This window comes from Pseudogemmobacter blasticus (genome assembly GCF_003071405.1).
Taxonomy (GTDB): Bacteria; Pseudomonadota; Alphaproteobacteria; order Rhodobacterales; family Rhodobacteraceae; genus Pseudogemmobacter; species Pseudogemmobacter blasticus.
Genome location: NZ_CP020470.1, coordinates 2199967 through 2226933 on the forward strand (window position 1 = coordinate 2199967; position 26967 = coordinate 2226933).

Annotated in this window: 26 protein-coding genes; 9 read left to right on the plus strand and 17 right to left on the minus strand. The window is 65.4% G+C overall.

Annotation, left to right across the window (positions count from 1 at the left end; all coding sequences use genetic code 11):
- Positions 1-72: 72 nt before the first annotated feature.
- The 4 genes from B6K69_RS10745 to B6K69_RS10760 are packed head-to-tail and all read right to left on the minus strand — an operon-like array spanning position 73 to position 2343.
- The gene (locus B6K69_RS10745) at positions 73-519 is read right to left on the minus strand and encodes a MarR family winged helix-turn-helix transcriptional regulator (RefSeq protein WP_107671680.1); all 447 of its coding nucleotides are present in this window, start codon (positions 517-519) and stop codon (positions 73-75) included.
- Positions 516-1346, minus strand: a complete 831-nt coding sequence (locus B6K69_RS10750; protein ID WP_108643778.1) for a carbon-nitrogen hydrolase family protein — start codon at positions 1344-1346, stop codon at positions 516-518. The genes B6K69_RS10745 and B6K69_RS10750 overlap by 4 nt, the downstream gene beginning before the upstream one ends.
- A complete protein-coding gene (gene grxC / locus B6K69_RS10755; protein WP_108643779.1) occupies positions 1346-1600 on the minus strand; it encodes a glutaredoxin 3 in 255 nt (84 codons plus the stop codon). Before grxC ends, B6K69_RS10750 begins: the two co-directional genes overlap by 1 nt.
- 35 nt (positions 1601-1635) lie before the next feature.
- The gene (locus B6K69_RS10760) at positions 1636-2343 is read right to left on the minus strand and encodes a ComF family protein (RefSeq protein ID WP_108644896.1); all 708 of its coding nucleotides are present in this window, start codon (positions 2341-2343) and stop codon (positions 1636-1638) included.
- A 30-nt stretch (positions 2344-2373) separates the two neighbouring features.
- Between B6K69_RS10760 and B6K69_RS10765 the strand changes: the two genes are divergently transcribed.
- Entirely contained in the window at positions 2374-3213 is an 840-nt protein-coding gene (locus tag B6K69_RS10765; RefSeq protein ID WP_108643780.1) for a methyltransferase domain-containing protein, read from the plus strand.
- A gap of 57 nt (positions 3214-3270) precedes the next feature.
- The gene (hemH, locus tag B6K69_RS10770) at positions 3271-4386 is read left to right on the plus strand and encodes a ferrochelatase (RefSeq protein WP_108643781.1); all 1116 of its coding nucleotides are present in this window, start codon (positions 3271-3273) and stop codon (positions 4384-4386) included.
- 103 nt (positions 4387-4489) lie between these two features.
- On the opposite strand, the gene B6K69_RS10775 is transcribed toward hemH, so the two are convergent.
- Positions 4490-4669 carry a hypothetical protein gene (locus B6K69_RS10775; protein WP_107671675.1) on the minus strand — a complete coding sequence of 60 codons (180 nt, stop codon included), beginning with the start codon at positions 4667-4669 and terminating at the stop codon, positions 4490-4492.
- Positions 4670-4813: 144 nt separating this feature from the next.
- Complete coding sequence (locus B6K69_RS10780) at positions 4814-5410, minus strand: L,D-transpeptidase (RefSeq protein WP_164681940.1); 597 nt, start codon at positions 5408-5410, stop codon at positions 4814-4816.
- A 202-nt stretch (positions 5411-5612) separates the two neighbouring features.
- Here B6K69_RS10780 and dalA point away from each other — a divergent pair, with 202 nt between their 5' ends.
- Positions 5613-6104 (plus strand): divisome-associated lipoprotein DalA, encoded by a 492-nt coding sequence (gene dalA / locus B6K69_RS10785; protein ID WP_235822473.1) that lies wholly within the window; start codon positions 5613-5615, stop codon positions 6102-6104.
- 15 nt (positions 6105-6119) lie between these two features.
- On the opposite strand, the gene B6K69_RS10790 is transcribed toward dalA, so the two are convergent.
- The 8 genes from B6K69_RS10790 to hslO all read right to left on the minus strand — a co-directional run bounded on the left by B6K69_RS10790 (position 6120) and on the right by hslO (position 15382).
- Positions 6120-6881 (minus strand): class I SAM-dependent methyltransferase, encoded by a 762-nt coding sequence (locus B6K69_RS10790; RefSeq protein ID WP_108643782.1) that lies wholly within the window; start codon positions 6879-6881, stop codon positions 6120-6122.
- A 79-nt stretch (positions 6882-6960) separates the two neighbouring features.
- Positions 6961-7455: a L,D-transpeptidase family protein gene (locus tag B6K69_RS10795; protein ID WP_107671672.1), complete on the minus strand. Its 495-nt coding sequence runs from the start codon at positions 7453-7455 to the stop codon at positions 6961-6963.
- Between the two features lie 88 nt (positions 7456-7543).
- Complete coding sequence (locus B6K69_RS10800) at positions 7544-8770, minus strand: class I SAM-dependent RNA methyltransferase (RefSeq protein ID WP_108643783.1); 1227 nt, start codon at positions 8768-8770, stop codon at positions 7544-7546.
- Positions 8767-10620, minus strand: a complete 1854-nt coding sequence (locus B6K69_RS10805; protein ID WP_108643784.1) for an ABC transporter ATP-binding protein — start codon at positions 10618-10620, stop codon at positions 8767-8769. Before B6K69_RS10805 ends, B6K69_RS10800 begins: the two co-directional genes overlap by 4 nt.
- Before the next feature lie 10 nt (positions 10621-10630).
- Complete coding sequence (locus tag B6K69_RS10810; RefSeq protein ID WP_108643785.1) at positions 10631-12481, minus strand: ABC transporter ATP-binding protein; 1851 nt, start codon at positions 12479-12481, stop codon at positions 10631-10633.
- Between the two features lie 195 nt (positions 12482-12676).
- Positions 12677-13816 (minus strand): CCA tRNA nucleotidyltransferase, encoded by a 1140-nt coding sequence (locus tag B6K69_RS10815; RefSeq protein ID WP_108643786.1) that lies wholly within the window; start codon positions 13814-13816, stop codon positions 12677-12679.
- Complete coding sequence (locus B6K69_RS10820; RefSeq protein WP_108643787.1) at positions 13813-14406, minus strand: CoA pyrophosphatase; 594 nt, start codon at positions 14404-14406, stop codon at positions 13813-13815. The genes B6K69_RS10815 and B6K69_RS10820 overlap by 4 nt, the downstream gene beginning before the upstream one ends.
- Complete coding sequence (gene hslO, locus B6K69_RS10825) at positions 14399-15382, minus strand: Hsp33 family molecular chaperone HslO (protein ID WP_108643788.1); 984 nt, start codon at positions 15380-15382, stop codon at positions 14399-14401. The genes B6K69_RS10820 and hslO overlap by 8 nt, the downstream gene beginning before the upstream one ends.
- 80 nt (positions 15383-15462) lie before the next feature.
- Here hslO and B6K69_RS10830 point away from each other — a divergent pair, with 80 nt between their 5' ends.
- Positions 15463-15900: an NUDIX hydrolase gene (locus B6K69_RS10830; protein WP_108643789.1), complete on the plus strand. Its 438-nt coding sequence runs from the start codon at positions 15463-15465 to the stop codon at positions 15898-15900.
- Here B6K69_RS10830 and B6K69_RS10835 read toward each other — a convergent pair.
- Complete coding sequence (locus B6K69_RS10835; protein ID WP_108643790.1) at positions 15837-17168, minus strand: PP2C family protein-serine/threonine phosphatase; 1332 nt, start codon at positions 17166-17168, stop codon at positions 15837-15839. The two genes, B6K69_RS10830 and B6K69_RS10835, sit on opposite strands and share 64 nt — an antisense overlap.
- 152 nt (positions 17169-17320) lie before the next feature.
- On the opposite strand from B6K69_RS10835, the gene B6K69_RS10840 reads away from it, so the two are divergent.
- Positions 17321-17650 (plus strand): Hpt domain-containing protein, encoded by a 330-nt coding sequence (locus B6K69_RS10840; protein ID WP_107671663.1) that lies wholly within the window; start codon positions 17321-17323, stop codon positions 17648-17650.
- Here the strand turns inward: B6K69_RS10840 and ilvA are convergent.
- The gene (gene ilvA, locus B6K69_RS10845) at positions 17647-18894 is read right to left on the minus strand and encodes a threonine ammonia-lyase IlvA (protein WP_108643791.1); all 1248 of its coding nucleotides are present in this window, start codon (positions 18892-18894) and stop codon (positions 17647-17649) included. The genes B6K69_RS10840 and ilvA overlap by 4 nt on opposite strands.
- 102 nt (positions 18895-18996) lie before the next feature.
- Between ilvA and B6K69_RS10850 the strand changes: the two genes are divergently transcribed.
- From B6K69_RS10850 to B6K69_RS10860, 3 genes are all read left to right on the plus strand, one after another.
- Positions 18997-20220: an argininosuccinate synthase gene (locus B6K69_RS10850; RefSeq protein ID WP_108643792.1), complete on the plus strand. Its 1224-nt coding sequence runs from the start codon at positions 18997-18999 to the stop codon at positions 20218-20220.
- Between the two features lie 241 nt (positions 20221-20461).
- Positions 20462-21100 carry an outer membrane protein gene (locus tag B6K69_RS10855; protein WP_228156714.1) on the plus strand — a complete coding sequence of 213 codons (639 nt, stop codon included), beginning with the start codon at positions 20462-20464 and terminating at the stop codon, positions 21098-21100.
- Between the two features lie 125 nt (positions 21101-21225).
- Entirely contained in the window at positions 21226-21930 is a 705-nt protein-coding gene (locus B6K69_RS10860; RefSeq protein ID WP_108644897.1) for an outer membrane protein, read from the plus strand.
- Positions 21931-21947: 17 nt separating this feature from the next.
- On the opposite strand, the gene B6K69_RS10865 is transcribed toward B6K69_RS10860, so the two are convergent.
- Positions 21948-24203: an NADP-dependent malic enzyme gene (locus tag B6K69_RS10865; protein ID WP_108643794.1), complete on the minus strand. Its 2256-nt coding sequence runs from the start codon at positions 24201-24203 to the stop codon at positions 21948-21950.
- A gap of 125 nt (positions 24204-24328) precedes the next feature.
- Here B6K69_RS10865 and mutS point away from each other — a divergent pair, with 125 nt between their 5' ends.
- Positions 24329-26956 carry a DNA mismatch repair protein MutS gene (gene mutS / locus B6K69_RS10870; protein ID WP_108643795.1) on the plus strand — a complete coding sequence of 876 codons (2628 nt, stop codon included), beginning with the start codon at positions 24329-24331 and terminating at the stop codon, positions 26954-26956.
- Positions 26957-26967 lie beyond the last annotated feature (11 nt).

Below are 26967 nucleotides of genomic sequence, written 5' to 3' on the forward strand. Positions count from 1 at the left end.
CCGCGCGGCCACGGAACCACGCAGCCCGACTATCGGGGTCAAGTCGTTACGATCCGGTTTCCGGCTTTCCGGTCAGTTGTCCTGTTCCAGCCGTGCCCGCATCTCGCGCAGCACGGGCAGGACGGCGCGCACCCGGTCCGCGCCCAGCGCCGCCACCACATCGGCAATCATCGGTGCCACCGCCTGCACCGCAGCATCGCGCGCAGCCCGGCCCGAGGGGCTGATCGACACGAACTTCTGCCGGGCATCATCCCAGTCGGGGCGAATATGAACATGCCCGGCCCATTCCAGCCGGGTCAGCGTATTGGTCATCGCGCCGCGCGTCACATGAAACGCCCGCGCCAGTTGGGCCGGGGTGCGTTCATCGCCCACCCGCGCCAGATGGTTCAGAACCGAAAAATGCGACAGTTCCATTCCGCGCGGCAGCGCCTTCGACACGCGGTTGCGCGCCAGTTGGTCAGCCATGAACAGCTCACCAAACAGCGCCACCGCGATGTCGTCGTTGCGCTCGGTGCTCATGGCCCGTCGAACCCGCGGTCATGGTGCAGCGAGGGCACGCGACCCCGCGCCTGATCGACCTGTGAGAGATCAAGATCGACAAAAGTCACGCCCGGTTCGGTGCCGGCATCGGCCAGAACCTCGCCCCAGGGGGCGACGGCCAGCGAATGGCCATGGGTGCGGCGGCCCTTGCCCTGCGATTCGGCATGAAACCCGGTTTGCGCTGGCGCCAGAACAAAGCACCCGGTCTCGATCGCCCGCGCCCGGACCAGCGTTTCCCAATGCGCCGCGCCCGTGATGTGGTTGAAGGCCGCCGGAATGGTCAGCACCCGCGCGCCGCCCTGCGCCAGCCGGCGGAACAGGTGCGGGAAACGCAGGTCATAACAGACCGCCATGCCCACAGGGCCAAAGGGCACCTCGGTCACCACCGCCCGGCCCCCGGGGCGATAACTGGCGCTTTCGCGGTAAACCTCGGTTTCCGACACGTTCACGTCGAACATGTGAATCTTGTCATACCGGGCCCGGATGTCGCCCTCTGGCCCGATCAGGAAGGAACGGTTGGCAAACCGCCCGTCCGCATCATGGGTCAGCAGACCCAGCGACCCGATCAGCAGCCAGACCCCGGCCTGCGCCGCGAACGCCCGCAGCGCGGCCAGCGTCTCATCGTCCTCTTCATGCCGGAAGACGCTGCGCTGATGGTCACGGCTTGACGACAGCCCGTTCGTCATTTCGGGCGTCAGCAGGAAGCCGGCCCCGCCGGCCACCGCCTGACGGCACCAGTCCAGCGTCTGCACAAGGTTCGCCTGCGGGTCGTCGCTGACATTCAACTGGATCAGGGCGGCGCGCATCAGTCAGCCAGCAGCGCGTCAAGCTGCCCCCTGTGCTCCAGCGCGTGCAGGTCATCGCTACCACCGACGGGCTGTCCGCCAATGAAGATCTGCGGCACGGTATAGCCACCAGACCTGTCCATCATCACCCGGCGCTGCGCCGGATCGCGGCTGACATCCGTTTCGACGAAGGGCACGCCCTTGCGGTTCAGCAGCCGCTTGGCCGCCAGGCAATAGGGGCAGGTCGGGGTTGTATAGATCTCGACGGGTTTCATGGCCTAATCCCTTGTCCGGCACGGACTATAGGGATTTAGGCCTGCTTCGCAACGCGTGCCAGTGACACAACCGAAACAGAGGCCGCGCCGCCGGCCATCAACCCTTCGGTCGCAGCGGCGAAAGTCGCGCCCGAGGTCATCACATCATCGACCAGCAGGACAGGGTGCCCGGCAATCCGGGCCGCCCGGCGCGGGTGAACGGCAAAGGCGCCTTGCAGGCTGGCAAAGCGGGCATCCCGGCTGCGGCCTTCCTGACTGCCGGTGTTGCGCTGTCGGATCAGAGCGTCCGGGCAATGCTCGAGCCCGGTTGCACGGGCCAGCGCCGCCGACAACAGGGCCGACTGGTTGTATTTGCGCCGCAGCATCCGCAGCCAGTGCAGCGGCACCGGCACCATCCCGGGCCGCAGCAAGGGTTGCGCCGCCCGCGCCAGCCAATCGCCGGCGGGACGCGCCATTTCCATCTGGTCGCCATGTTTCAAGGCCAGCACAATCTTGCGCGCATTGTCCTGATACAGCATGGCGGCGCGCCCTGCCTCCCACGGGCGGGCGATCTGCAGACAATCGTCGCAAAGCGCGGTGTCCTCCGGGTCGCCGGGCAGGGGCGCGCCGCATTTCCGGCAGGCAAGCCCGGTGATGAAGGGCGTTGTGCGCCAGCAATCGCCGCAAAGGCCGAAGTCTGTGGCCACCAGCGCCTTGCAGGTCATGCACTGCGGCGGGTAAAGCGCATGGATCAAGGCTTGCATCATGCCGGTCTGCCCCCAAAGATCACACCCATGGCCCACCCCCCGCTGACCGACCGACCGGCCCTGCTGCGCGCCCGCACCCGTGCGCTGCGGTCGCCTGAACCGGCCCTGTTCCTGCAGGACGAGGCGGTTGCCGAGGTTCAGGAAAGGCTGGAACTGGTTAACAGGACCTTTACGTCCGCCAGCGTGGTGACGGGTTTTCCGGCCCTGTGGCAGACGGCCCTGCCGCAGGCGCGCGTGGTCGAAGATGCCGAGGTGCTGGATCTGGCCCCCGCGACGCAAGATCTGGTGGTTCATGCGCTGGCGCTGCACTGGGCGGATGATCCGCTGGGCCAGATCATCCAGTGCCGCCGCGCCCTGCGCCCCGATGGCCTGTTCATCGGGCTGATGTTCGGCGGCCGCACCCTGCACGAACTGCGCAGCGCGCTGGCCGAGGCCGAGGCCGAGGTGTCGGGCGGCCTATCGCCGCGCGTGGTGCCCATGGGCGACATCCGCGATCTGGGGGCGCTGGTGCAGCGGGCAGGTCTGGCCCTGCCGGTGGCCGACAGCTTTACCCGCATCGTGCAGTATCGTGACCTGTTCCATCTGGCCGCCGACCTGCGCGCCATGGGGGAAACCAACGCCCTTGCCGCCCGCCTGCGCCGCCCGACACGCCGCGCCGTCTTTCTTCGGGCGGCGGAAATCCTGGCGCGCAGCTTCCCGGCCGAAGGTGGCCGCATTACCGCCACCTTCGAAATCGTCTGCCTTACCGGGTGGGCCCCGCACGAAAGCCAGCAACAACCCTTGCGCCCCGGATCGGCTGCCCAACGCTTGGCCGATGCCCTGAATGTGACCGAGCGTCCGTTGCCCACATCGTCTCAGGACGGTTGACCCCGGCGCATAACCCTTTATCTCCGCTAGGACTGCGCCCCCTAAGAAAGCGACATCATGCCGGATTCCCGCGAAGCCAAGGACGCCCTGCCCCCGAACGGGAACGGCGACGGCTTCCTCGCGGCGGGTCAGGGGCGGCTGGCCCACGCCCCCGCAGACCACCCGCCGGTGCGGCGGCCACGGATCGGGGTCTTGCTGGCCAACCTGGGCACGCCCGATGGCTATGACTACTGGTCGATGCGGCGCTACCTGAACGAGTTTCTCTCGGACAAGCGGGTCATCGACTACCCAAGCTGGAAGTGGCAGCCGCTGCTGCAACTGGTGATCCTGTCCAAGCGGCCGTTCTCCTCGGGGCACAACTACCAGGAAATCTGGAATCACGAGCTGAACGAAAGCCCGTTGATGACCATCACCAAGGCGCAGACCGCCCGGATTGCCGAAGCGATGGCCGCGCGGCACGGGGCCGATGTGATGGTCGATTTCTGTATGCGCTACGGCAACCCGTCCACCGAATCAAAGGTGCGCGCGATGGTTGATGCGGGCTGCGAGAAGATCGTGTTCTTCCCGCTGTATCCGCATTACGCCGGCGCGACCTCGGCCACCGCGAATGACCAGTTCTTCCGTGCGCTGATGCAGGAAAAACGGCAGCCGGCGGTGCGGACCGTGCCGGAATACTTCGACCATCCGCTTTACATCGACGCGCTGGCCCAGTCGGTTGAACGCGCTTGGAACAGCCTTGAACGCAAGCCCGATGTTCTGGTGGCCAGCTACCACGGGATGCCGAAGCGCTATCTGATGGAGGGTGACCCCTACCATTGCCAATGCGCCAAGACCACGCGGCTGTTGCGCGAACGGCTGGGTTGGGCGCCCGAAATGATCAACACCACCTTCCAGTCGGTGTTCGGCCCGGAAGAATGGCTGAAACCCTATACGGTGGATCATGTGGCCGAGCTGGCCCGTCAGGGCAAACAGCACATTGCCGTGATCGCACCGGCCTTCTCGGCCGACTGCATCGAAACGCTGGAAGAGATCAACGGCGAGATCCGCGAAAGTTTTGAACACGCGGGCGGCAAGGAATTCACATACATTCCCTGCCTGAACGACGATGCCGCCCATATCTCGGCCCTGGTCGCCGTGATCGAGGACAACCTGTCCGGCTGGCTGCGCCGCTGAAGCAGGCCCCGCGCGGCCCAGGTCAGAACCGACGCTGAATCGACCCTGCAGAAATGACAAAGGCGGCAGCTAGGCTGCCGCCTTTTCTTCGGTCAGACCGAAATCAGTTCGAAGCAGCAGCAGCCACCAGAACGAGCAGCAGCAGCGGGATGATGATGCCGCCGGCCGACGACGAGGTCTGAGCCTTGACGACTTCCGGTTCCATCACCGGCTCAACCATGCCGCCAGCGAACGACGACGTAGCAGCGGCCGAGAGCACAGCGGCGAGCGCGAGTTTCTTCATGTTAGCCTCCAGTTACGGCACACCATCGAGATTGCAGAGGCGACGGTATGCACCCAATTTTTTCCTCGTAACGCCCTCTAAGCAGCCGCAACGAAATTTTGCAATCCGGCTTGTTTCGTTGCAGCTTCGCCGGCGAAGGTATTGTCAAATTAGCAACACTTGCGTCCCGATCTTCACCATGTCGTACAGTTCTTCGACGTGTTCATTGTACAGGCCGATACAACCGTTCGATGATTTCCGGCCGATCTTGCGGGTATCGTGCGTTCCGTGGATTCGGTAATAGGTCCAGCTCAGATACATCGCGCGAGTGCCAAGCGGGTTATCCGGCGCACCGCCTTCAACCACATCGGGCCATTCGGGATTGCGTTCCTTCATCGAAGGCGTCGGGCGCCACGGCGGGTTCACCACCTTCTGCACCACCTCGGTCCGGCCACGGCGCGTCAGGTCTTCCGACAGCGGCACCGAGGTGGGATACAGCCGGTAAACCGACTGATCTTCCGACCAGAAATGCAGCGCGCGCGAGGTGATATCCACCAGAATCGCGCCCTTCTTGGTGTTGTCGAAGTACTGCTTCCAGTCCAGCATCCGGAAACTTGAGATATTGTTGCGGATCGTGCTGGACGCGGGCGGCGCGAATTCGGTGGTGCCGTCCTGGGCGCGGGCCGGAACGGTCAGCAGACCAGTCCCAAGGGCAGCGGCGGCCCCAAGAAACGCTCTGCGCGGAAGCCTTTCGGCAGTCATCATACACTCCTGACACATCGGATTTGGCGGGAAGTTACTCCTTCCGGCAGAAAGTCGCAAATCAAAGACCCGTCAACCCGCAAGTTCACGCAGACTTGGGTTTGCCTGTTGCCGGGGCTTTCGCTAAAGGGAGGGCGCAATTTGCCCGTCCGGGGCCCCCAATAGCTGGTGAAATGACATGAACAGACGCGCCCTTGTCCTGATGGCTCCCGCCCTGCTGGTTGCCGGCTGTGTGTCGGGCGGAGGCGGCGCGCAACTGGGCGCGGACGGCAAGCCGCTGCCCCGCGTCTATCAGATCACCCCCGCGGTCGCGGCCGAAATCCCCTATCGCCTGCTGGATGGCGTGAACGCGCTGCGGTCGGCCAAGGGCCTGCAGGCGATGGCGCTGAACCCCCAGCTCAACGCCGCCGCCGAAACCCATTCGCGCGACATGTCGGTGCAGAACCGCCCCTGGCACTTCGGTTCCGATGGCTCTTCGCCGCTCGTGCGGGTGCAGCGGGTGGGCTACACCGGCCGCCTGATGGGCGAGCTGATTTCGGAAACCTACCAGACCGAACTGGAAACCCTGTCCGCCTGGATGGCCCAGGCCGACACCCGCGCCGTGATTCTGGACCCCGCCGCCCGCGATCTGGGCTTTGCCTGGTTCCAGGAAAGCAACGGCAAGATCTGGTGGACGATGGTCACCGGCGGCTGATCCGCCGCCGCAAGATCAGGGGCTGACCGGCACGGGGGTTTTCAACGTGTCCGGTCGCCGTGCAACGCGCCTGAAATCGGGAAAGCCCGCCTTGGCATAAGACCGGGCGTCGGTCAGGGCGAAGCTGCCGAAGAACCGGTCAAGCCCGTAGGGCACAAGATCCACATCCGTCCAGTCGGCAATGATGCGGTCATAGGCCTGCCGCAGCACCGTGTTCACCGGGTCCAGCCCGGAAATCAGCACAAGCCCGGTGGGCTGGCAGTTCAGCACCGTGATCTTCAGATCGGGCCGGTAGTGTTGCAGGATCGGGATCAGCTTCCAGACATCCCCCGTCCAGGCGCCGCGCGGCAGGTTTTCCAGATCGCGGGTCAGCATCCCTTCGCCGAAGGGCACGCAGTCATGCAGGGCGATCACGCCTTCGGGGCGGCTGTGCGCCTCGGTATTGATGAAATCGCGCAGCAGGTATTCGAACAGGTGCAGCCCGTCGAGGAACGCGAAGGATACGCGAATTCCCAGCTTCTCAAGCACGCGCGAGGCGAAGAAATCATCGCTTTTCTGCTGGAACAACAACAGGCTGGGCTTCGGGCCGATCACATTGCTTTCAACCTTGAAGAACGGATCGACAGCGATCGTCGGGCCGCGGACGGGCGCGATGGTGCGCCCTGTCCGGCATCCGATTTCCAGATAACAGCCAAAGGCCATGACCCGGTGAACGGCATCCAGAAAGGCCAGGTAAGAGGGGCCGTCCACCCGGGGGAACCGGGTCTCGTCATCCATAACTCGTGCTCCACGACACCCGGATTTCCCGCCGGATCGTATGGCCGGCGGGGCTGCCGTCAAGGGCCTGCGCCCGCGATCAGGGCAGGATGTGGATCGGCGTTCCCGGCTTGATCATCGAATAGATGACCTCGATCTGCTTGTCGGTCACGGCCACACAGCCCGCCGTCCAGTCGCGCCGGTCAACTTTCCGTTTCGGCCCGCCATGAATGAAGATGTCGCCGCCCGGCAACTTGTTCATGCTCTTGGCATAGGCCCGGTCGGCCTCGTTCGGATATGATACCCGCAGCGACAGGTGATATTCCGAGTTCGGGTTCTTGTGGCTGATGTAATAGGTGCCTTCCGGCGTCTTGCCGTCGCCTTCGAACTGCTTGTGCCCGACCGGCGCAAAACCCAGCCCGATGTCATAGCTTTTCAGCACCTTGTCATTGTGCAGGAGATACATCTTGCGCTCTCCCTTGTGCACTTGGACCGAGGTCACCTCGGGGCCGTTGTACCGCTTGAACTTCGAACTTCCACAGCCCGCCAGTCCGACAAGGACCAGCAGGACCACAATGATCTTGAACGCCCGCATACTCGTTTCCGCCTGCTCTTTTTTCCGGTCTTAACCGAAAACCCGGGTCCGATCCAGCGATCAGAAACAAGGGCGACTCACGGATGTGTTATTGGCGGGAAAAGCGTGCGGCCAGCTCGACATGCACCGACCAGCGGAACTGGTCCACCACCTGCACCCAGTCCAGACGGTAGCCGGCTTCGGTCAGCGTTCGCGCATCGCGGGCAAAGGTGGCCGGGTTGCAGGACACCATGGCAATCACCGGCACGGTGCTGGCCGCCAGCCGCGCCGCCTGCGCCTCGGCCCCGGCCCGCGGCGGGTCGATCACCACCGCGTCCAGCCCCTTCATCTCATCCGCTTCCAGCGGGCGGCGGAACAGGTCGCGCGTTTCGACGGTGATCCGTTTCAGCCCCGGCGTCAGGCGGGCGGCGCGGTCCAGCGCGGCCGTCAGGCCAGCGTCGCCTTCCACCGCGTGAACCTCGGCCCGGGCGGCCAGCGGCAGGGAAAAGGTGCCCAGGCCGCAGAACAGATCGGCCACCCGCCGGGCCGGACCCACCGCCTCTTGCACCGCGGCGACCAGCGCCGATTCCCCGGCCTCGGTCGCCTGCAGGAACGCGCCCGGCGGCAGCGCAACCCGCGCGGCCCCCACCTGCACCATCGGCTCGGCCCGCAGGGCAACCGTCTCGCCTTCCCAGGTCAGCCGGGCCAGCGCGAATTGTTCGGCCAGCCGCGCAAGGTCCATCCGCAGCGCGGCATCGGCCGGCTTGCCGCCGCTGACGGCCACATCCAGCCCGCCCAGGCTGCGCGTCACCGTCAGTTGCACCTCGGCGCTGCGCGATCCGCCAAGGGACACCAGCGCCTCAAGCGCGGGAAGACCGGCCATCAGGTCAGGGTGCAGCAACCGGCACTGCGGCACCGGAATCACCAGATCGCGACCCCGGGCATGGAACCCCATCAACACGCCGCCCTTGGTGCGCCGCCCCGACAGCGTGGCCCGCCGCCGCGACGCCGGGGGCGATGTCAGCACCGGCCCGCGAAACGGCGCCGCCAGCCCCTGCTGGGCCAGCGCCTGCGCCACAACGCCCTGTTTCCACCCGGCCAGAAAACTGTCCGAGACATGCTGCAACTGGCAGCCACCGCAACTGCGGGCATGAGCGCAGGGCGGGCGCACGCGGTCGGGACTGGGGGTGACGATCCGCACCTCCTCAAGCCGGTCACCGCGCAATTCGCCTTCGGCCACCTCGCCGGGCAACAGGCCCGCCGCGAAGATCGGGCCATCAGGCCCCGGCGCAACCCCATCGCCCAGATGGCCCAACCGTTCGACGGTAATCCTCACTCAGCCGCCTCCGCCTCGTCATCGGTGCCGATGAAGCCCCCCGACTGCCGCTGCCAGTAGCGCGCATAAAGCCCGCCCTGCGCCAGCAATTCGGCATGGCTGCCCTGTTCCACGATCCGGCCCGCATCCAGCACGACGATCCGGTCCATCTCCGCAATGGTCGACAGCCGGTGCGCAATCGCCAGCACCGTCTTGCCCTGCATCACCCGCTGCAAGGCGGTCTGGATGCTGGCCTCAACCTCGCTGTCCAGGGCCGATGTCGCCTCATCCAGCACCAGAATCGGCGCATCCTTCAGGAAGGCCCGCGCCAGCGCGATGCGCTGCCGTTGCCCGCCAGACAGTTTCACCCCGCGCTCGCCCAGATGCGCCTCATATCCGCTGCGCCCCTGATGATCGCGCATCCGCAAGATGAATTCATGCGCCTCGGCCGCTTCGGCGGCGGCAAACAGCTCGGCCTCGGTGGCATCGGGGCGGCCATAAAGAATGTTCTCGCGGGCTGATCGGTTGAACATCGCGGTTTCCTGCGTGACCATCCCGATCTGCCGCCGCAGGCTTTCCTGCGTGACGCCGCGCACATCAATGCCATCAATCAGCACCCGGCCCTTTTCAGGATCGTAAAGCCGCAGCAACAGCGAGACGAGCGTCGATTTCCCCGCCCCCGAAGCACCGACGATGCCGATCTTTTCGCCCGGCTGAACGGTCAGCGTCAGGCCGTCCACGCCGCCATGCCCGTCGCCGGTCTTGCGGCCATAGGCAAAACTGACGCCTTCCATGCGGATTTCGCCCCGCACGCGCGGCAACTCGGTCGCATCCGGCGCATCGGCCAGCGTATAGGGCGCGGTCAGTGTGCGGATGCCATCCTCGACCTCGCCCAGATTGCCGAAGATCGACATCAGGCTGAACGACACCCAGCCGGTCATCTGCGCCAGCCGGAACGAGATTGCCCCCGCCGCGGCAATTCCGCCCGCGCTGGCCTGGCCATGCGAATACAGCCAGACCGTGGTGCCCACCAGCGCCACTGGCAGCGTGCCCGCCAGCAGCATCAGCCAGAACCGGAACCATGAAGACACGATGCCATAGCTGATCGCGCTGTCGCGAAAGCCCTCCATCGCCTCCAGCGCCACCCGGTCCTCATGCCCGGATGAGGCAAACAGCTTCACCGTCTTCATGTTGGTGACGGTATCCACGATCTGCCCCGCCACCATGGCCCGCGCCGCCGCCCGCGCCCCGCTGGCCTTGCGCACCTTGCGCAGAAAGCCGCGGATGAAGGCGATATAGGCGATCACCCAGATCACCAGCCCCGCCGTGGCCCAGCCCGAAATCGCCGCCATCAGCGCCACCGATCCCAGCACCGAGGCCAGGCCGAAGGCCACCGTTTCCACGCAGCCCGAAACCACGTCGGTCGCCGCCCGCGCCGTCTGCATCTGCTTTTGCGCGATGCGGCCGGCAAAATCGTTGTCGAAGAACGTCACCGCCTGCCCAATGGTCCAGCGGTGCAGCCGCGACAGGATCAGCGGAAACAGGTTCGGCTCGATGGTGATCGAGGTGGCGCTGGTGTTCAGCCCGAACACCAGCGGCCGCGCGATCAGGTAGAACAGCGCAAACCCGATGAACAGCGTGCCATGCAGGCCGAACACCTGCGCGGGTTCAGCGGAATTCGCCGCGTCGATCACCATGCCCAGCAGCGTGGCCGACACCGCCTCCAGCGACCCGGCCATTGCCGACCAGAACGTCGCCCACAGGATGCCGGGCCAGGCCCCGCGCAGGGCCCAACGGAAGAAGGGCCCCATCTGCCCGGGCGGGTTTTCCGTGGCCCGGGCAAAGGGGGCGATGCTTGGTCCCAATCTCATTCTGTCCGTCTCACTCCGCGGCCTCTTCGGCGTCTTCGCCCAGGAAACCACCCGACTGCCGCGCCCAGAACCGCGCGTAAAGCCCGTTCTTCGCCAGAAGCTCGGCGTGCTTGCCTTCCTCGGCAATATGGCCGCCATCCAGCACGACAATCCGGTCCATCGCCGCGATGGTCGAAAGCCGGTGCGCGATCGCGATCACCGTCTTGCCCTCCATCACGCCGTAAAGCGCCTCCTGGATGGCCGCCTCGGCTTCGCTGTCCAGGGCCGAAGTCGCCTCGTCCAGAATCAGGATCGGTGCGTCCTTCAGGATTACCCGCGCCAGTGCCACCCGCTGCCGCTGCCCGCCAGACAGCTTGACCCCGCGTTCGCCCACATGCGCGTCATAGCCCTTGCGTCCTTCGGGATCTTCCAGCGTCAGAATGAAATCATGCGCTTCGGCCTGCTTCGCCGCCGCAATCATCGCCTCTTCGCCGGCATCGGGGCGGCCATACAGGATGTTCTCGCGCACGGAACGGTGCATCAGCGACGAATCCTGCTGCACCATGCCGATCTGCAAGCGCAGGCTTTCCTGCGTGACGTGCGCGATGTCCTGCCCGTCAATCAGGATGCGGCCGCTTTCGCAGTCGTAGAACCGCAGCATCAGCTTGACCAAGGTCGACTTGCCCGCCCCCGACCGGCCGATCAGCCCGATCTTCTCGCCCGGCCGCACGGTCAGCGACACGTCCTGCAACCCGCCGGACCCACGGCCATAATGGTGGCTGACGCCCTGAATCTCGACCTTGCCCTTCTGGAAATCCAGCCGTTTCGCCTGCGGGGCATCGACCAGCGTCACCGGCTGGGCGATGGTTTCCATCCCTTCCTGCACAACACCCAGCGCCTGCACCAGCGAGGTAAACGCCCACATGATCCAGTAGGTCATGTTGTTCAGCCGCAGCACCAGCGCCGTCGCCGCCGCCACCGTGCCCGCCGTGGCCGATCCCTGCACCCAAAGCGCCACCGCCCAGCCGGTGACCGAAACGATCAGAAAGCCGTTCAGCAGCGTCAGCGCCAGATCCATCTTGGTGACGATCCGCATTTCCTGCGCAAAGGTGCTGCGGGCATGTTCGATGGCCTCTTTCGCATAGGCCAGTTCCTGATCGTGATGCGCGAAGAGCTTGACCGAATGGATGTTGGAATAGGCATCCACCACCCGCCCCGTCACCGCCGACCGCGCATCCGAGCTGGCCTTCGACGCCGGACCGGCGCGCCGCACCGTCCAGCGCACCAATGCGCCATAGAGCAGGAACCAGATCACCAGCGGCAGCAGAAGCCGGGGGTCGGCATCGGCAAGCATGATGCCGGCGCCAATCACCGTGACGCTTGCAAAGGCCATGGCATCAAAGGTCTGGAACACCGCATCGCCCGCCGCGGGCGGCGTCTGCATGATCCGGTTGGCAATCCGCCCGGCGAAATCACCCTCGAACCAGCCAACGGGCTGACGGATCACATGGCGGTGCGACCGCCAGCGGATCATCGTGCCGAAGTTCGGCAGAATGGTGTTGTGCAGCAGCGCCACGTTGCCAACCAGGATCATCGGCCGCAGCACCAGCACCGCCAGCGCGACCAGCCCCACCTCGACCCCGTGGTCGGCCAGAAACGCCGCCGGCCCGGTGGCCGCCATCAGGTCGATCAGCCGGCCCAGATACCACAGCAGCGCCACATCGGCGAAGGCCGCCACAACCGACAGCACAGCCGTAACCGCAAAAACCTTGCGGAACGGGCGCATGTATTCGGCCAGAAAGGGCCACAGCTTGCGTGGCGGGGTATCGGTCTGCTCGTAAGGACCATAAGGGTCCACGAGGTTTTCAAAGAAGGAAAACATGGGGGAAGCTCCAGAACTTCAGCAAACATGGAATGGCTTGGCGGCGAAAGACAGGCCGCCCGAACGGGTTTCGAACCTGTCAGGTCAGGTTTCGGTTATTCCCGTTCTCCATGTCGCTTTCCTTCTGTTTGCTCGCTGAAGTCGTAGCGCGGATTTTCCGGCTTGTCACGCCGAAAGCGGCGCGCACCGGCAGGGTCAGCGCAGCAGATCGTTCTTTCCAGCGCGCAGACCACCCGCAAGCCATTGGCTTTCCAGCTCTTTCAGCCGGCGCCCCAAAGCCGCGCCCGCCAGTGGTGCCAGATCGGCGGCGCTGACCGGAAACCGCGCGATTGCCCCGCGCGCCACCTCGGCCTGCCATCCGTCCGGCGGCGGCACCCCAAGGCTTGCCGCCCGCGCCAGCACGGCATCGGCCCCGCCATCCGCCCCCAGACGCCAGCCCAGCGCCGCCGGTCCGTCCGTGCCGCTAAGCGCCGCGCGCAAGGCCGCCAGATCGCGCGCCTCGGCCCGCGACAGACGCAGCGCCTCGGTCACATCCTCGCCCCCCAGCACCGCCAGCCGCCGCAGCCAGCGGATCGGCTCTGACCCCTCCAGATGCACCAGCGGCGCCAGCATCCGCGGGTCGGCCCCCGGCAGAACCTGCGCCAGCACGCCCGCCGCCGCCATCGCCGCAACCGAAGGCGCCGGGTCGGGCGCGGCCAGCAGCTTGCGCATCTCTGCCCCGATCCGTTCGCGCGAAAGCGTCTCTATTCCTGCGGAAAGGGCCGCACAGGCCGCCAGCCCCTCGGCATCCAGGCCCTGATCGGGGTCGCCATATTGCGCGTGAAACCGGAAGAACCGCAGGATGCGCAGATAGTCTTCCCTGATCCGCGCTTCGGCGTCGCCGACAAACCGGACCAGCCGCGCCCGCAGGTCAGGCAAGCCACCAAGCGGATCAATCACCGCCCCGCTGCGATCAGCATAAAGCGCGTTCATGGTGAAATCGCGCCGGGCGGCGTCTTCCTCGATCCGGGTCGAAAAGGCCACCACCGCGCGCCGCCCGTCGGTTTCCACATCGCGGCGGAAGGTCGTTACCTCATGCGGCACGCCCTTGGCGATGATCGTCACCGTGCCGTGGTCAATGCCGGTCGGCACAACCCGAAATCCGGCCTTTTCCGCAATAACAGACACTGTTTCAGGCCGCGCATCGGTGGCAATGTCCACATCGGCCACCGGCACGCCCAGCAGCGCATTGCGCACGCAGCCGCCAACGAACAGCGCCCGGTGACCAACGGTTTCCAGCGCCGTGCACAGCGCCTGCGTCCCCTCATGCGCCAGCCAGTCGCCCGCTACCTTCATTCCGCCGCCCGCTCTGCCAGCCCGCGCAGGATGCGCGCCGTGGCGCCCCAGATGTAATACGGCCCCCAGGGCACCGCATAGTAGCGCCGCACCTGCCCCTGCCAACGCCGCCCTTCGATGGCATAGCGGCTGCGGTCCAGCACATGCGCCAGCGGAACCGAGAACACCTCTTCAACTTCACCCGGCTCAGGCGCCGGGGTGAAGGGCTGCCGCACCAGCGCAAGGATCGGCGTTACCCTGAAGCCGGTCACCGTTTCATGCGCCGGCAGGGCGCCAAGGATTTCAACCGCGTCGGGGGGCAGCGCCACCTCTTCCCGGGCTTCCCGCAGGGCAGTGGCTTCAAGGCTGGCGTCGGTCTGGTCCTGCTTGCCGCCGGGCAGGGAAATCTGCCCCGGGTGGTGCTTCAGATGCGACGCGCGCTTGGTCAGGATCAGCCGCGCGCCCTGCGGAACGGGCTGCACCGCCACCAGCACCGCCGCGGGCCGCAACTTGCGGCCTTCAGGCAGGCGGATGGCGGGGTTCAGGTCAAAGTCGGACGATTCGCCCGCGGGGCGTGCCAAGGCACGGCGCAGGCGGGCTTCGTCATCCATTCTTGCCCTCAAAGCCCAGCGTCTTGGGGTCCAGCTCGTAATGCGCGCCGCAGAACTGGCAATCGGCCGTCACCATGCCATGCGCCGCCGTCATCTTGGCAATGTCCTTCTGGCTGTAGATCGACATGGTGTTACGCACCTTGTCTTCCGAACAGGAACAGCCAAACCGGACCGGCTGCGCATCGAACACGCGCGGCCCTTCTTCATGGAACAGCCGCACCAGCAGTTCGGTCGGCGCCACCGTCGGGCCGATCAGCTCCATCTCTTCAACCGTATCCAGCAGCAGGTTGGCGCGGTTCCAGTCTTCCGACGCCGCGCCCGACAGGATGTCGGCATGTGTCAGCAGCCCGCCCTCGCCCGAACCGCCTTCCGCGGCAACGCCCCCCGTCTGCGGCATGTGCTGCAGCATCACCCCACCGCCCCGCCAGTGCGAGACGCGGCCGGGTTCGGTGCTTTGGCCGAAGCTCAGCGAAAACCGGGTCGGAATCTGCTCGGACTGGGCAAAATACGTCTCTGCACAGGCAGAAAGGCTGCCCCCGGCAATGGGGGTAAAGCCCTGATAGGGCACCATGCCTTCGCCCTGATCCAGCATCACCGCCAGATAGCCGGCCCCGATCTGGCTGAACGGCTGGGCGGTCAGATCCAGCGCCTCGGCGTCATAGCTGGCATAGGCGCGGATGCGGGCCGGTTCACCATCGGCCTGCGGGCCATAGTAATCGGTCGCAATCAGCCGGGCCGGGCCGTTACCGCGAATCTGCAGGCTCAGTTTCCAGCGCAGCTTGATCGCCTGACCGATCAGCGCGGTCAGCAGCGCCGCCTCGGCCACCAGCGCCTCGATCAGCGGCGGGTAGTCATGCTGTTTCAGAACCTGCTCCAGCACCCCGTCAAGGCGGGCCACCCGTCCGCGAATACCGGACTGGTCAAGCTGGAACGGCAGGACGGTATCGTCCCAGGCGAGTTGTGCGCCAAGCGTCATCGGGGGGTTTCCTTGCACGGCCATGTCTGGCAATCCGTGGCTATATAGAGGCACCGACCTTCCGCACCAAGAGGCCCCCTATGATCCGTCGTTATGGTGAGCCGGTTCGTCCGGGGCAAAGATACCGCCGCCGCCCCGGTGTCTATGCCATCCTGCTGGACGGCGATCAGTTGCTGGCCACCCATCAGGCAGAGCCGATTCCAGAATACCAGCTTCCCGGCGGCGGCATCGACAAGGGCGAACACCCCATCGCCGCCCTGCACCGCGAGGTGTTTGAGGAAACCGGCTGGTCGATCCGCATTGATCGCCGCCTGGGCACCTACCGACGCTTTACGTACATGCCAGAGTATGACCTGTGGGCAGAAAAGGTATGCACGATCTACCTGGCGCATCCCGTGCTGCGCCGGGGCCCGCCGACCGAGGCCGGGCATACCGCCGTCTGGCTGCCGGCGCATCAGGCGGTGGGCGTGCTGTCCACCCCCGGTGATCGGGCCATGCTGGCGGGACTGCTGGGCTGATCGCGAAACAGCAGGATCAGGCCTGACACATCATCCGGCAGCCGGTCGGTGCCCGCGTGGCGGGCCAGATCCCAGACCAGCGATTCCAGCAGCGCCGGACCGTCCAGATCGGCCAGACGCGCCAGCATCTGTGCAAGCCCGTCTTCCCCCAGTTCGGCACCGCCCTTGCCGGGACATTCGGTGATGCCGTCCGACATCAGGAACAGCCGGTCGCCCGGCCGCAGGGTCACTTGGGTATCCTCATACCCCGCGCCGGAAATCAGCCCCACCGGCAGGCCGCCGGCACCGACACGCTCAACCCCGCCATCGGCGCGCAACAGCACCGGATGCGGATGCCCCGCCTGCGCCAGCCGCGCCACCCCGGTTTCCAGATCCAGCTCGGCATAGGCCATGGTGAAGTACTGTTCGACCTGCAGCTCTTCCAGCATCAGGCGGTTGAATTCAGCCATCAGCCGCGCCGGCGACCGCACCGCCCGCCCGCCATCTGGCAGCGCCTGAAAGGCAAGGTTCTGGTCGGGCGACGCGCCGGACAGATAGCCCGCCAGCCGCGCCGTCATCATGGCCGAGGCCACGCCATGCCCCGAGACATCAACCGAATAGACGGCGATCCGCCGATCATCCAGCGCGAAGCAGCCGACCAGATCACCCCCCACCCGGCCCGCGGACCGGATCATCAGGCTGACCGTGGCCCGGCCGAAATCGCGGAACCTGTCGCGCACCAGCGTCTGTTGCAGCTTCCGCGCCTCGATCAGATCACGGTCCAGCGAATCATACAGCCGCTGCAATTCTTCCAGGGTCTGGGCGACCACACGGTTCTTTTCCACCAGTTCCGCCTGCATCGAGATGATCCGCATCCCGGCCCGCAGCCGGGCCCGCAACTCCTCGCTGCTCACGGGCTTGGGAACGAAATCATCGGCCCCGGCTTCCAGACCATCGGCGATTTCCGATGTTTCGGATTTTGAGGTGAGCAGGATGAAATACCCGTATCCGTCGCGCGGAAGCGCCCGGAATCGTTTGCAGAACTCCACGCCGGTCATGCCGGGCATCATCCAGTCGCTGATCACAACATCAACGGCAACCGCTGAACACAGCGCCAGCGCCTCTTCGGCCGAGGCGGATTGCATCACCTCATACCCCCAGCGGCGCAGGTACATGGCCAGAAGCTGCCGCTGCGCGCGGCTGTCATCCACCACCAGCACCCGCGCCGGCAGACCGGGGGTTTCGCTGGCCAGGTGGCCCTGCCGCCTTGGGTTCTGATCCTGCGCCATCTGCTGTCCGCTGCTGTTTCACGGCCGACAGTGGCGGCGGCAGGTTAAGCGGCGGTGAAGCGTAAAATTGCCCGCGTCCGGCCTGCGCGGGCTTACCGCTTGTTAATCGACAGATGGAAGCCTTGGCGCGGGGTGTGCGGGCAGGGGATGCCATGATCGACTGGGACAGACTGAACGAATTGCGCGGCGAGATCGGCGATGACGATCTGGCCGAGGTTGTCACCGTGTTTCTGGAAGAGGCGGATGATGTTGTCCGCCGCATTGCCGCCGGCCAATCCGCCGGGCTTGAGGCTGATCTGCATTTCCTGAAGGGCAGCGCGCTGAACCTTGGCCTTTCCGATCTGGCCATGCTGTGCCAGTCGGGCGAAAAGCTGGCCGCTGCGGGCCGGGGAAATCAGGTCAACCTGCCCCGCGTCGCCAGCCTGTATGAGGCTTCGAAACGCCGCTTTCTGGGCGCACTGGCCCAGGGCAGTGCCGCCTAGATCAGGAATTCGGCCAGCGCTTCGTCATTGGTGATGTCGCGATAGCTGAAATCTGCGGCGTCCATCCGGCCGGTGAAATGGGCAAAGTTCTCGGCCCTCTTGGTTTCGATCCCGATCAGGACCGAGCCGAAGTTCCGCGCCGATTTCTTCAGGTATTCAAAGCGGGCGATGTCGTCTTCCGGGCCCAGCATCGACAGGAATTCGCGCAATGCGCCCGGCCGCTGCGGCATTCGCAGGATGAAGTATTTCTTCAGCCCGGCGTAGCGCTGTGCGCGTTCCTTCACTTCCGGCAACCGCTCAAAATCGAAGTTGCCGCCCGAGGTGACGCAGACCACCGTCTTGCCCCGGATCTGCGACGCAATCTCGGGCAAGATGTTCACCGACAGCGCACCTGCCGGTTCCAGCACGATGCCTTCGACGTTCAGCATTTCAAGCATGGTCACACAGACCCGGTCTTCCGGCGCCAGATGCACCTGTTCGGGACGCACCCAATCCAGCCGGCGCCAGGTCAGATCGCCCAGCCGGGCCACGGCCGCGCCATCGACAAAGCTGTTCACACGTGGCAGCTTGACCGGGCCGCCGTGTTCCAGCGCCGCCATCAGGCTGGCCCCGCCCAGCGGTTCGACGAACTGGAACCGCGTGTCGGGCGCCACATCGCGCAAGTATCCCGTCACGCCCGAGGCCAGACCGCCACCGCCCACCGGCAGCACCACCACATCGGGGGCGCGGCCAAGCTGTTGCAGCATTTCCACCGCCACGCTGGCCTGCCCTTCGATCACGTCGGGGTCGTCGAACGGGGCCAGGAAATGCGCGCCCCGCTCATGGCACCAGCTTTGCGCGGCGGCCAGCGTCTGGTCGAAATAGTCGCCTGTCAGTTCCACCGTGACATTCGGCCCGCCGAAGATACGGGTCTTGTCGATTTTCTGCTGCGGGGTTGTCACCGGCATGAAGATCGTGCCCTGCACGCCGAAATGCCGGCAGGCAAAGGCCACGCCCTGCGCGTGGTTGCCCGCACTGGCGCAAACGAACTGCCCCTGCCCCGGGTTTTTCGCCCGCACCTTGCGCATGGCGTTGAAGGCACCACGCAGCTTGTAGCTGCGCACCGGCGTCAGATCCTCGCGCTTCAGCCAGATATCGGCCTGATAGCGCGCGGACAGGTGTTCGTTGCGTTGCAACGGGGTTTCCGGGAACAGGTCACGGATGGCTTCGGTGGCGGCGCGGGCAAGGCTGGGAAAATCGGTCATGCGGGCGACCCTACAGCGCCCCGCCGGCGGGGCCAACTGGTCTTGTTTGCCGGGCCGAAACCCAATAGACGCGCAGGCAAGAATTCAGTGCAGGAGCGGCAGATGCTGAAGCCGAAGAAAGTCGTCCTCGCCTATTCGGGCGGCCTCGATACCTCGATCATCCTGAAATGGCTGCAGACCGAATATGGCTGTGAAGTGGTGACCTTCACCGCCGATCTGGGCCAGGGCGAAGAGCTGGAGCCAGCCCGCAAGAAGGCCGAGCTTATGGGCATCAAGCCCGAGAACATTCACATCGTCGATGTGCGCGAAGAATTTGTCCGCGACTTCGTGTTCCCGATGTTCCGCGCCAATGCGCTGTATGAAGGGCTGTATCTGCTGGGCACCTCGATCGCGCGCCCGCTGATCAGCCAGCATCTGGTGCGCATTGCCCATGAAACCGGCGCCGATGCCGTGGCCCATGGCGCCACCGGCAAGGGCAACGATCAGGTTCGCTTCGAACTGTCCGCCGCCGCGCTGGACCCCGCGATCAAGGTCATCGCGCCCTGGCGGCTGTGGGATCTGACCAGCCGCACCCGGCTGCTGGAATTTGCCGAGGCGAACCAGATTCCGATCGCCAAGGACAAGCGCGGCGAAGCGCCGTTCAGCGTGGATGCGAACCTGCTGCACACCTCGTCGGAAGGGCGCGTGCTGGAGAATCCGGCCGAGGAATTCCCCGATTACGTTCTGCAGCGCGTGGTGCCGCCGGAACAGGCCCCCGATCAGGCCGAGATGGTGGAAATCACCTTCGAAAAGGGCGATGCCGTGGCGATCAACGGCGAACGCTTGTCGCCCGCCACCATTCTGACCCGGCTGAACGAACTGGGCGGCAAGCATGGCGTGGGGATTCTGGACCTGGTGGAAAACCGCTTCGTCGGGATGAAGTCGCGCGGCGTTTACGAAACCCCCGGCGGCACCATCCTTCTTGAGGCGCATCGCGGGATTGAACAGATCACGCTGGACAGCGGCGCGGGCCACCTGAAAGACAGTATCATGCCGCGCTATGCCGAGCTGATCTACAACGGCTTCTGGTTCAGCCCCGAGCGTGAGGCGCTGCAAGCCCTGATCGACAAGACGCAGGAACATGTGACCGGCACGGTCCGGGTGAAGCTGTACAAGGGCAGCGCCCGCACCGTGGCCCGCTGGTCGGACCATTCGCTTTACAGCGAAAAGCACGTCACGTTTGAAGAAGACGCCGGCGCCTATGACCAGAAGGATGCCGAAGGGTTCATCCGCCTGAACGCCCTGCGTCTGAAGCTGATCGCAACGCGCAACGCACGGTTCGGCTGAACCTTGCGCTTGCAGCCGGGCCCCGCTTGGTGGCCCGGCAACCGTTGCATATGTGTCACCTTTGATGGGCCGGAATCCGCAGGCGTTGGCCTGCGGTCTTGTTTTCTTGGGGATGACCCTCTACCTCAGCGCGTATGAATTTCTGTTTAGTGAGTGCGACAAGATGAAACGTTCCATCTCCCTCCTCCCCCTCACCGCTGCTCTTCTGGTCTCGGCCGCTGCCCCTGTGATGGCCGGCGGTATGGCTGAGCCTGTGATGGAGCCGGTGATCACCCCGGTGCCGGAAACCCCCGCCGAAGTTGAAGCCTGGTCGGGCCTCTACGTCGGTGCCACGCTTGGTTATGCCTTCAACGGCGATGACCGTCTTGGCATCCGCGATGTGGCCAGCGGCGAATTCCTTGGCGATGCCGACAACCTGAAGGTTTCCGGCGCGAATGCCGGCCTGCGGATCGGCTATCGTTGGCAGACCGGCAATTGGGTAATCGGGCCGGAACTGGGCTACGAAGGCGGCGATATTTCGGACACCGTGACGGCGACCGTCGCGAATGTCGAATACACCGGCGAATCCCAGGTCAACAGCCTGCTCGCCCTGCGCCTGAAGACCGGCTATGTCGCCCAGCCCGACCTGATGGTTTTCGGCACCCTTGGCGTCGGCCGTGCGGATGTTGACTATCGGCTGAATGGCCTTGTCGGCGACTACAAGACCACGGGCTACATCCTGGGTCTGGGCGTTGAAAAGATGCTGAGCACCGACTGGTCGCTGACCGGCGAACTGGAATATGTCGGCCTTGGCAAGGAAGAGCGCATTTTCGAGGATATCTCGACTCAGGCGACTCCGTCCTACACCAACGTCAAGGTTGGTCTGAACTATCGGTTCTGATCGGCCCGCGCCGCGTTTCGGCGGCTGAAATCAAGGCGCGCACATCGCGGGATGTGCGCGCTTTTTTGTTGGTTCTCCACAAGATAAAGTCGTGTTACCATTCCGCGATGCAACCGGAAGAGGACATGGCCATGCTTTTCCTGAAACAGATTGCCCAGCCTCTTGTCGTGATCGCCTGCGGTCTGACGCCTGCCTTTGCAGGCGGTCTTGCCACCGCACCCGAACCCGCCGCCCCCGTGGCCGCGCCCGCAGAAGACTGGGCCGGGCTCTATGCCGGCGCCACACTTGGCTATGGCTTCAATGGCGATGACCGGCTTGGCATCCGCGATGCGATCAGCGGCACCCTGCTGGGAGATGCCGGTGACATCTCGGTTTCGGGCGCAGAGGCCGGGCTTCGGATCGGCTATCGCTGGCAGCGCGGCGGGCTGGTGTTCGGCCCGGAACTGGGCTTCACCGCCGCAGACATTTCCGACAGCGCAAGCGGCGTGGTCGATGGGGTGGCCTATACCGGCGAATCCACGGTAACGGACCTTCTGGCCCTTCGCTTCAAGACCGGCTTTGTCACCGAAAATGACCTGCTGATCTTTGGAACCCTTGGCGTTGCACGCGCCAGCATCGATTACCGGCTGAACGGTCAGGCCGCCGACTACAAGACGACCGGCTATATCGCCGGGCTTGGCGTCGAGAAGGCGATCAATACCGACTGGTCGCTGACGGGCGAGCTGGAATACATCAGCCTGGGCAAGGAAACCCGCACCTTCGGCCCCGTCACCACAGAGGCAACCCCCAGCCACACCAGCGTGAAGGTTGGCCTGAACTATCGCTTCTAGCCTGACGAAACGGCCGCCTACCCCACCTTGCAGGCGGCCATCACGGCCATGTTCAGGATGTCGTTCACCGTGGCCCCGGTCGAACAGATCTGGATCGGCTTGGTCACGCCGGTAAGGATTGGCCCGATCACGGTGGCCCCCGCCATTTCCTGCATCAGCTTGACCGAGATCGAGGCCGAGTGCCGCGCCGGTACCACAAGAATGTTCGCGGGGCCCGTCAGCCGGCAGAACGGATAGGCCGCCATTCGCTGCATGTTCAGCGCCACGTCCACCGTCATCTCGCCATCGAATTCAAAGCTGACGCCGCGCTTTTCCAGCACGGAACAGGCGCGGTGCATCTTGGTGGCGCGTTCGCTGACCGGATAGCCGAAGGTCGAGAAGCTGACAAAGGCCACCCGCGGTTCCAGCCCAAGGTTCTGGGCCACGCCGGCGGCCTTGGTGGCGATGGTCGCCAGATCTTCCTCATCCGGCCATTCATGCACCAGCGTGTCGGCGATCAGCACGATCCGCCCCTTGTGCAGCAAGGCCGTCACCCCCACCGCCCCGGCCGTGGCCGACGCGTCGAAAACGGTGTTGATCAGGTTCAGCACATGGGCCGACTTGCGCGTGGCGCCCGTCACCAGCCCGTCCCCGTGCCCATGCGCCAGCATGAGCGAGGCGAAGACATGCCGGTCACGCGCCGCCAGCCGGTGAATGTCTTCCCGGTCATGGCCCTGCCGTTGCAGGCGCTGATAGAGAAAGTCCTTGTAGGCATCGAGGTGGCGGGAATTGCCGGCGTTGACGATCTCAAGCTCGCGCACGGCATCGCCCAGGCCGACCGATTCAAGTTTGTCCTTCACATCCTGATCGCGGCCCACCACCAGCGCCTTGCCCAGACCGCTGCGCTGCCAGGCCACGGCCGCCCGCAGCACGCGCGGATCGTCGCCTTCGGCAAAGATCATCCGGGCCTGCGCCTGCCGCGCGCGGGCATGGATGCCCTGCAACAGCGTCGCGGTCGGGTCCATCCGGGCCTTCAGCCCGGCTTCATAGGCCTTCATGTCGATGATCGGGCGGCGGGCCACGCCGGTATCCATGCCCGCCTTCGCCACGGCGGGCGGAATGGTGTAGATCAGCCGCGGATCGAACGGCGTGGGAATGATGTAATCCCGGCCAAAGCTCAGCTTGCGGCCATAGGCCATGGCCACCTCATCCGGCACGTCCTGCCGCGCCAGGGCGGCCAGCGCGCGGGCGCAGGCGATCTTCATCTCGTCGTTGATGGCACGGGCGTGAATGTCCAGCGCCCCACGGAACAGGTAGGGAAAGCCCAGAACGTTGTTCACCTGGTTGGGGTAATCGCTGCGCCCGGTTGCCACGATGGCATCGGCCCGCACGGCATGAGCCTCTTCCGGGGTGATTTCCGGGTCGGGGTTCGCCATGGCAAAGATCACCGGGTTTTCCGCCATGCTGCGCACCATTTCGGGCGTCACGGCCCCCTTGGCGCTGACGCCCAGGAACACATCGGCGCCAACCATCGCCTCTTCCAGCGTGCGCAGGTCGGTTTTCACCGCATGGGCCGATTTCCACTGGTTCATGCCATCGGTGCGGCCCTGCCAGATGACGCCCTTGGTATCGCACATGATGCAGTTTTCATGCCGCGCGCCCATGGATTTCAGAAGTTCCAGGCAGGCAATGCCCGCCGCCCCCGCGCCGTTCAGCACGATCCGGCAATCCTCGATCTTCTTGCCGGTGATCTCCAGCGCGTTGATCATGCCGGCCGCGCAGATCACCGCGGTGCCGTGCTGATCATCGTGAAACACCGGAATGTCGCAGATTTCCTTGAGCCGGCTTTCGATGATGAAGCACTCGGGCGCCTTGATGTCTTCAAGATTGATGCCGCCGAAGGTGCAGCTCATCAGGTGGACGGCCTTGATGATTTCGTCCGGGTCTTCGGTGTTCAGCTCGATGTCGATGGCGTTCACATCGGCGAACCGCTTGAACAGCACCGCCTTGCCTTCCATCACCGGCTTGCCTGCCAGCGCGCCCAGATTGCCCAGCCCCAGAATGGCGGTTCCGTTCGACACCACCGCCACCATGTTGCCCTTGACCGTATAGTCATAGGCCGTCTCGGGCCGCTCGGCGATGGCCAGCACCGGCACCGCCACGCCCGGGCTGTAGGCCAGGCTCAGGTCGCGCTGCGTTGCCATCGGCTTTGACGCGACGATTTCGTATTTTCCGGGGGTCGGTTCGAAATGATACAGCAGCGCCTCTTCGGGCGTGGTCTTGGAACGGGTCATCAGGGGGCCATCCTGTGTGCGAATTCGTGGGTCATAGACCCGGCGGATCAACCTGAAAAGGTGCGAATGAAGCCTTTTCGCCGCAGCCCCGCTTTTGTAGGTTCGACAGACCCAAGGGGGGACGCATGACCGAAGACGCCGTGACGCCGATGATGGCGCAATACCTTGAGATCAAGGCCCAGAATCCCGGCGCGCTGCTGTTCTACCGGATGGGCGATTTCTACGAGATGTTCTTCGATGACGCCGTGGCCGCGTCCGAGGCGCTGGACATCGCGCTGACGAAACGCGGCTTCCATCTGGGCGAACCCATCCCCATGTGCGGCGTGCCGGTCCATGCCGCCGAAGGCTATCTGCTGACGCTGATCCGCAAGGGCTTTCGTGTGGCCATCGGCGAACAGATAGAAGACCCGGCCGAGGCGCGCAAGCGCGGCTCGAAATCGGTCGTGCGGCGCGATGTGGTGCGCCTTGTCACCCCCGGCACCCTGACCGAGGATTCGCTGCTGGAAGCCCGTCGCCCCAACTACCTGGTCGCCTGGGCCGAGGTTCGGAATGAGGCCGCGCTGGCATGGGCCGACATTTCCACCGGCGAACTGCGGGTCATGCCCTGCCCGCTGGGCCGGCTGTCGCCCGAACTGGCCCGGCTGGCCCCGCGTGAGGTGCTGGTCAGCGAAACCCGCGACCGCGATCTGGCGACGCTGGTCGAAGACACCGGCGCCGCGATCACCCCGCTGGCCCGCGCCAGTTTTGACAGCGCCGGGGCGGAAAAGCGGCTCTGCGCGCTGTACGGAACCGGATCGCTGGACGGGTTCGGCACCTTCACCCGGGCCGAACTTTCGGCCATGGGAGCGCTGGTCGATTACCTTGATCTGACCCAGCGCGGGAAACTGCCCCTGCTGCGCCCCCCGGTCCGCGAAACGCCCGGCGGCGCCATGCAGATCGACGCCGCCACCCGGCGCAACCTTGAACTGACCGCCGCGCTGTCGGGCGGCCGCGAAGGTTCGCTTCTGGCAGCGGTTGATCGCACGGTCACCGCCGCCGGCGCGCGCCTGCTGGACCGGCGGCTGTCGGCCCCATCACGCGATCTGGCCACGATCCACGCCCGTCTGGCCGCCGTGCGCCACCTGATCGACCAGCCCCGCCTGCGCGATGACCTGCGCGATCTGTTGCGCCGCGTTCCCGACATGGACCGCGCCCTGTCGCGTCTGGCACTGGATCGCGGCGGTCCGCGCGACCTGGCCGCCATCCGCGCCGGTCTGGCGCAGGCGGGCGACATTGCCACCCGCGTGGCCGAAGCGCCGCCGCTGCTGTCGCGCGCGGGCGCGGCGCTGGTTGGCCACGATGCGCTGGTTGATCTGCTGACCCGGGCCCTGGTGGCCGAACCGCCGTTGCTGGTGCGCGACGGCGGCTTCATCGCGCCGGGCTTCGATGCCGAACTGGACGAAACCCGCCAGCTTCGCGACGAAGGCCGCGGCGTGATCGGCCGGTTGCAGGCCGAATACAGCGACCGCAGCGGCGTGCCCTCGCTGAAGATCAAGCACAACAACGTGCTTGGCTATTTCATCGAGGTCACCACCACGCATGAAGACCGGATGCGCGCCCAGCCCGATCTGTTCATTCACCGCCAGACCACAGCCGGACAGGTGCGTTTTACCACGCTGGCGCTGTCCGAACTGGAAACCCGCATCCTGAATGCCGGAAACCACGCGGTCGAGATCGAAAAGCGTCACTATGACGGCCTGAAACAGCAAATTCTGGCCGCAGCGGGCGCGATCGGCACCGCCGCCCGCGCCCTGGCCGAGATTGACCTTGCCGCCGCCTTTGCCGAACTGGCCGTGGCCGAAGACTGGTGCGAGCCGCAGGTTGACGACAGCCACGCCTTCGCCATTGAAGGTGGCCGCCACCCGGTGGTGGAACGCGCCCTGCGCCGCGCCGGGCAAACCTTCGTTGCCAATGACTGCGCCCTGACCGAAGACCGCACGCCCGCGATCTGGCTGCTGACCGGCCCCAACATGGCGGGTAAATCCACCTTCCTGCGGCAGAACGCGCTGATCGCGCTGCTGGCGCAGGCCGGCGCCTATGTGCCCGCGCGCAGCGCCCGCATCGGCCTTGTCAGCCAGTTGTTCAGCCGCGTCGGTGCCAGTGACGATCTGGCCCGCGGCCGGTCAACCTTCATGGTGGAAATGGTGGAAACCGCCGCCATCCTGAACCAGGCCGATGACCGCGCGCTGGTGATCCTTGATGAAATCGGCCGCGGCACCGCCACCTGGGACGGGCTTTCCATCGCCTGGGCCACGCTGGAACACCTGCACGGCGTCAACCGCTGCCGCGCCCTGTTCGCCACCCACTACCATGAAATGACCACCCTGGCCGGCAAACTGCCCGGCGTGGAAAACGCCACCGTCACCGTCAAGGAATGGGACGGTGAGGTGATCTTCCTGCACGAAGTCAGACAGGGCGCCGCCGACCGCAGCTATGGCGTGCAGGTTGCCCGGCTGGCGGGCCTCCCGCACAGCGTGATCGAACGCGCCAAGGTGGTGCTGGAGGCGCTGGAAAAGGGCGACCGGGATGGTGGCAAGCAGGCCGCGCTGATTGACGACCTGCCCCTGTTCCGCGCGGCACCGCTGGCGGCCCCCGCCCCGAAGCCGCCAAAGACCTCGGACGTGGAAGAACGGCTCAAGGCGCTACACCCCGATGAGATGACCCCGATCGATGCGCTCAAGGCGCTATACGACCTCAGGTCGCTTCTGACCTGATCGCTTTCATC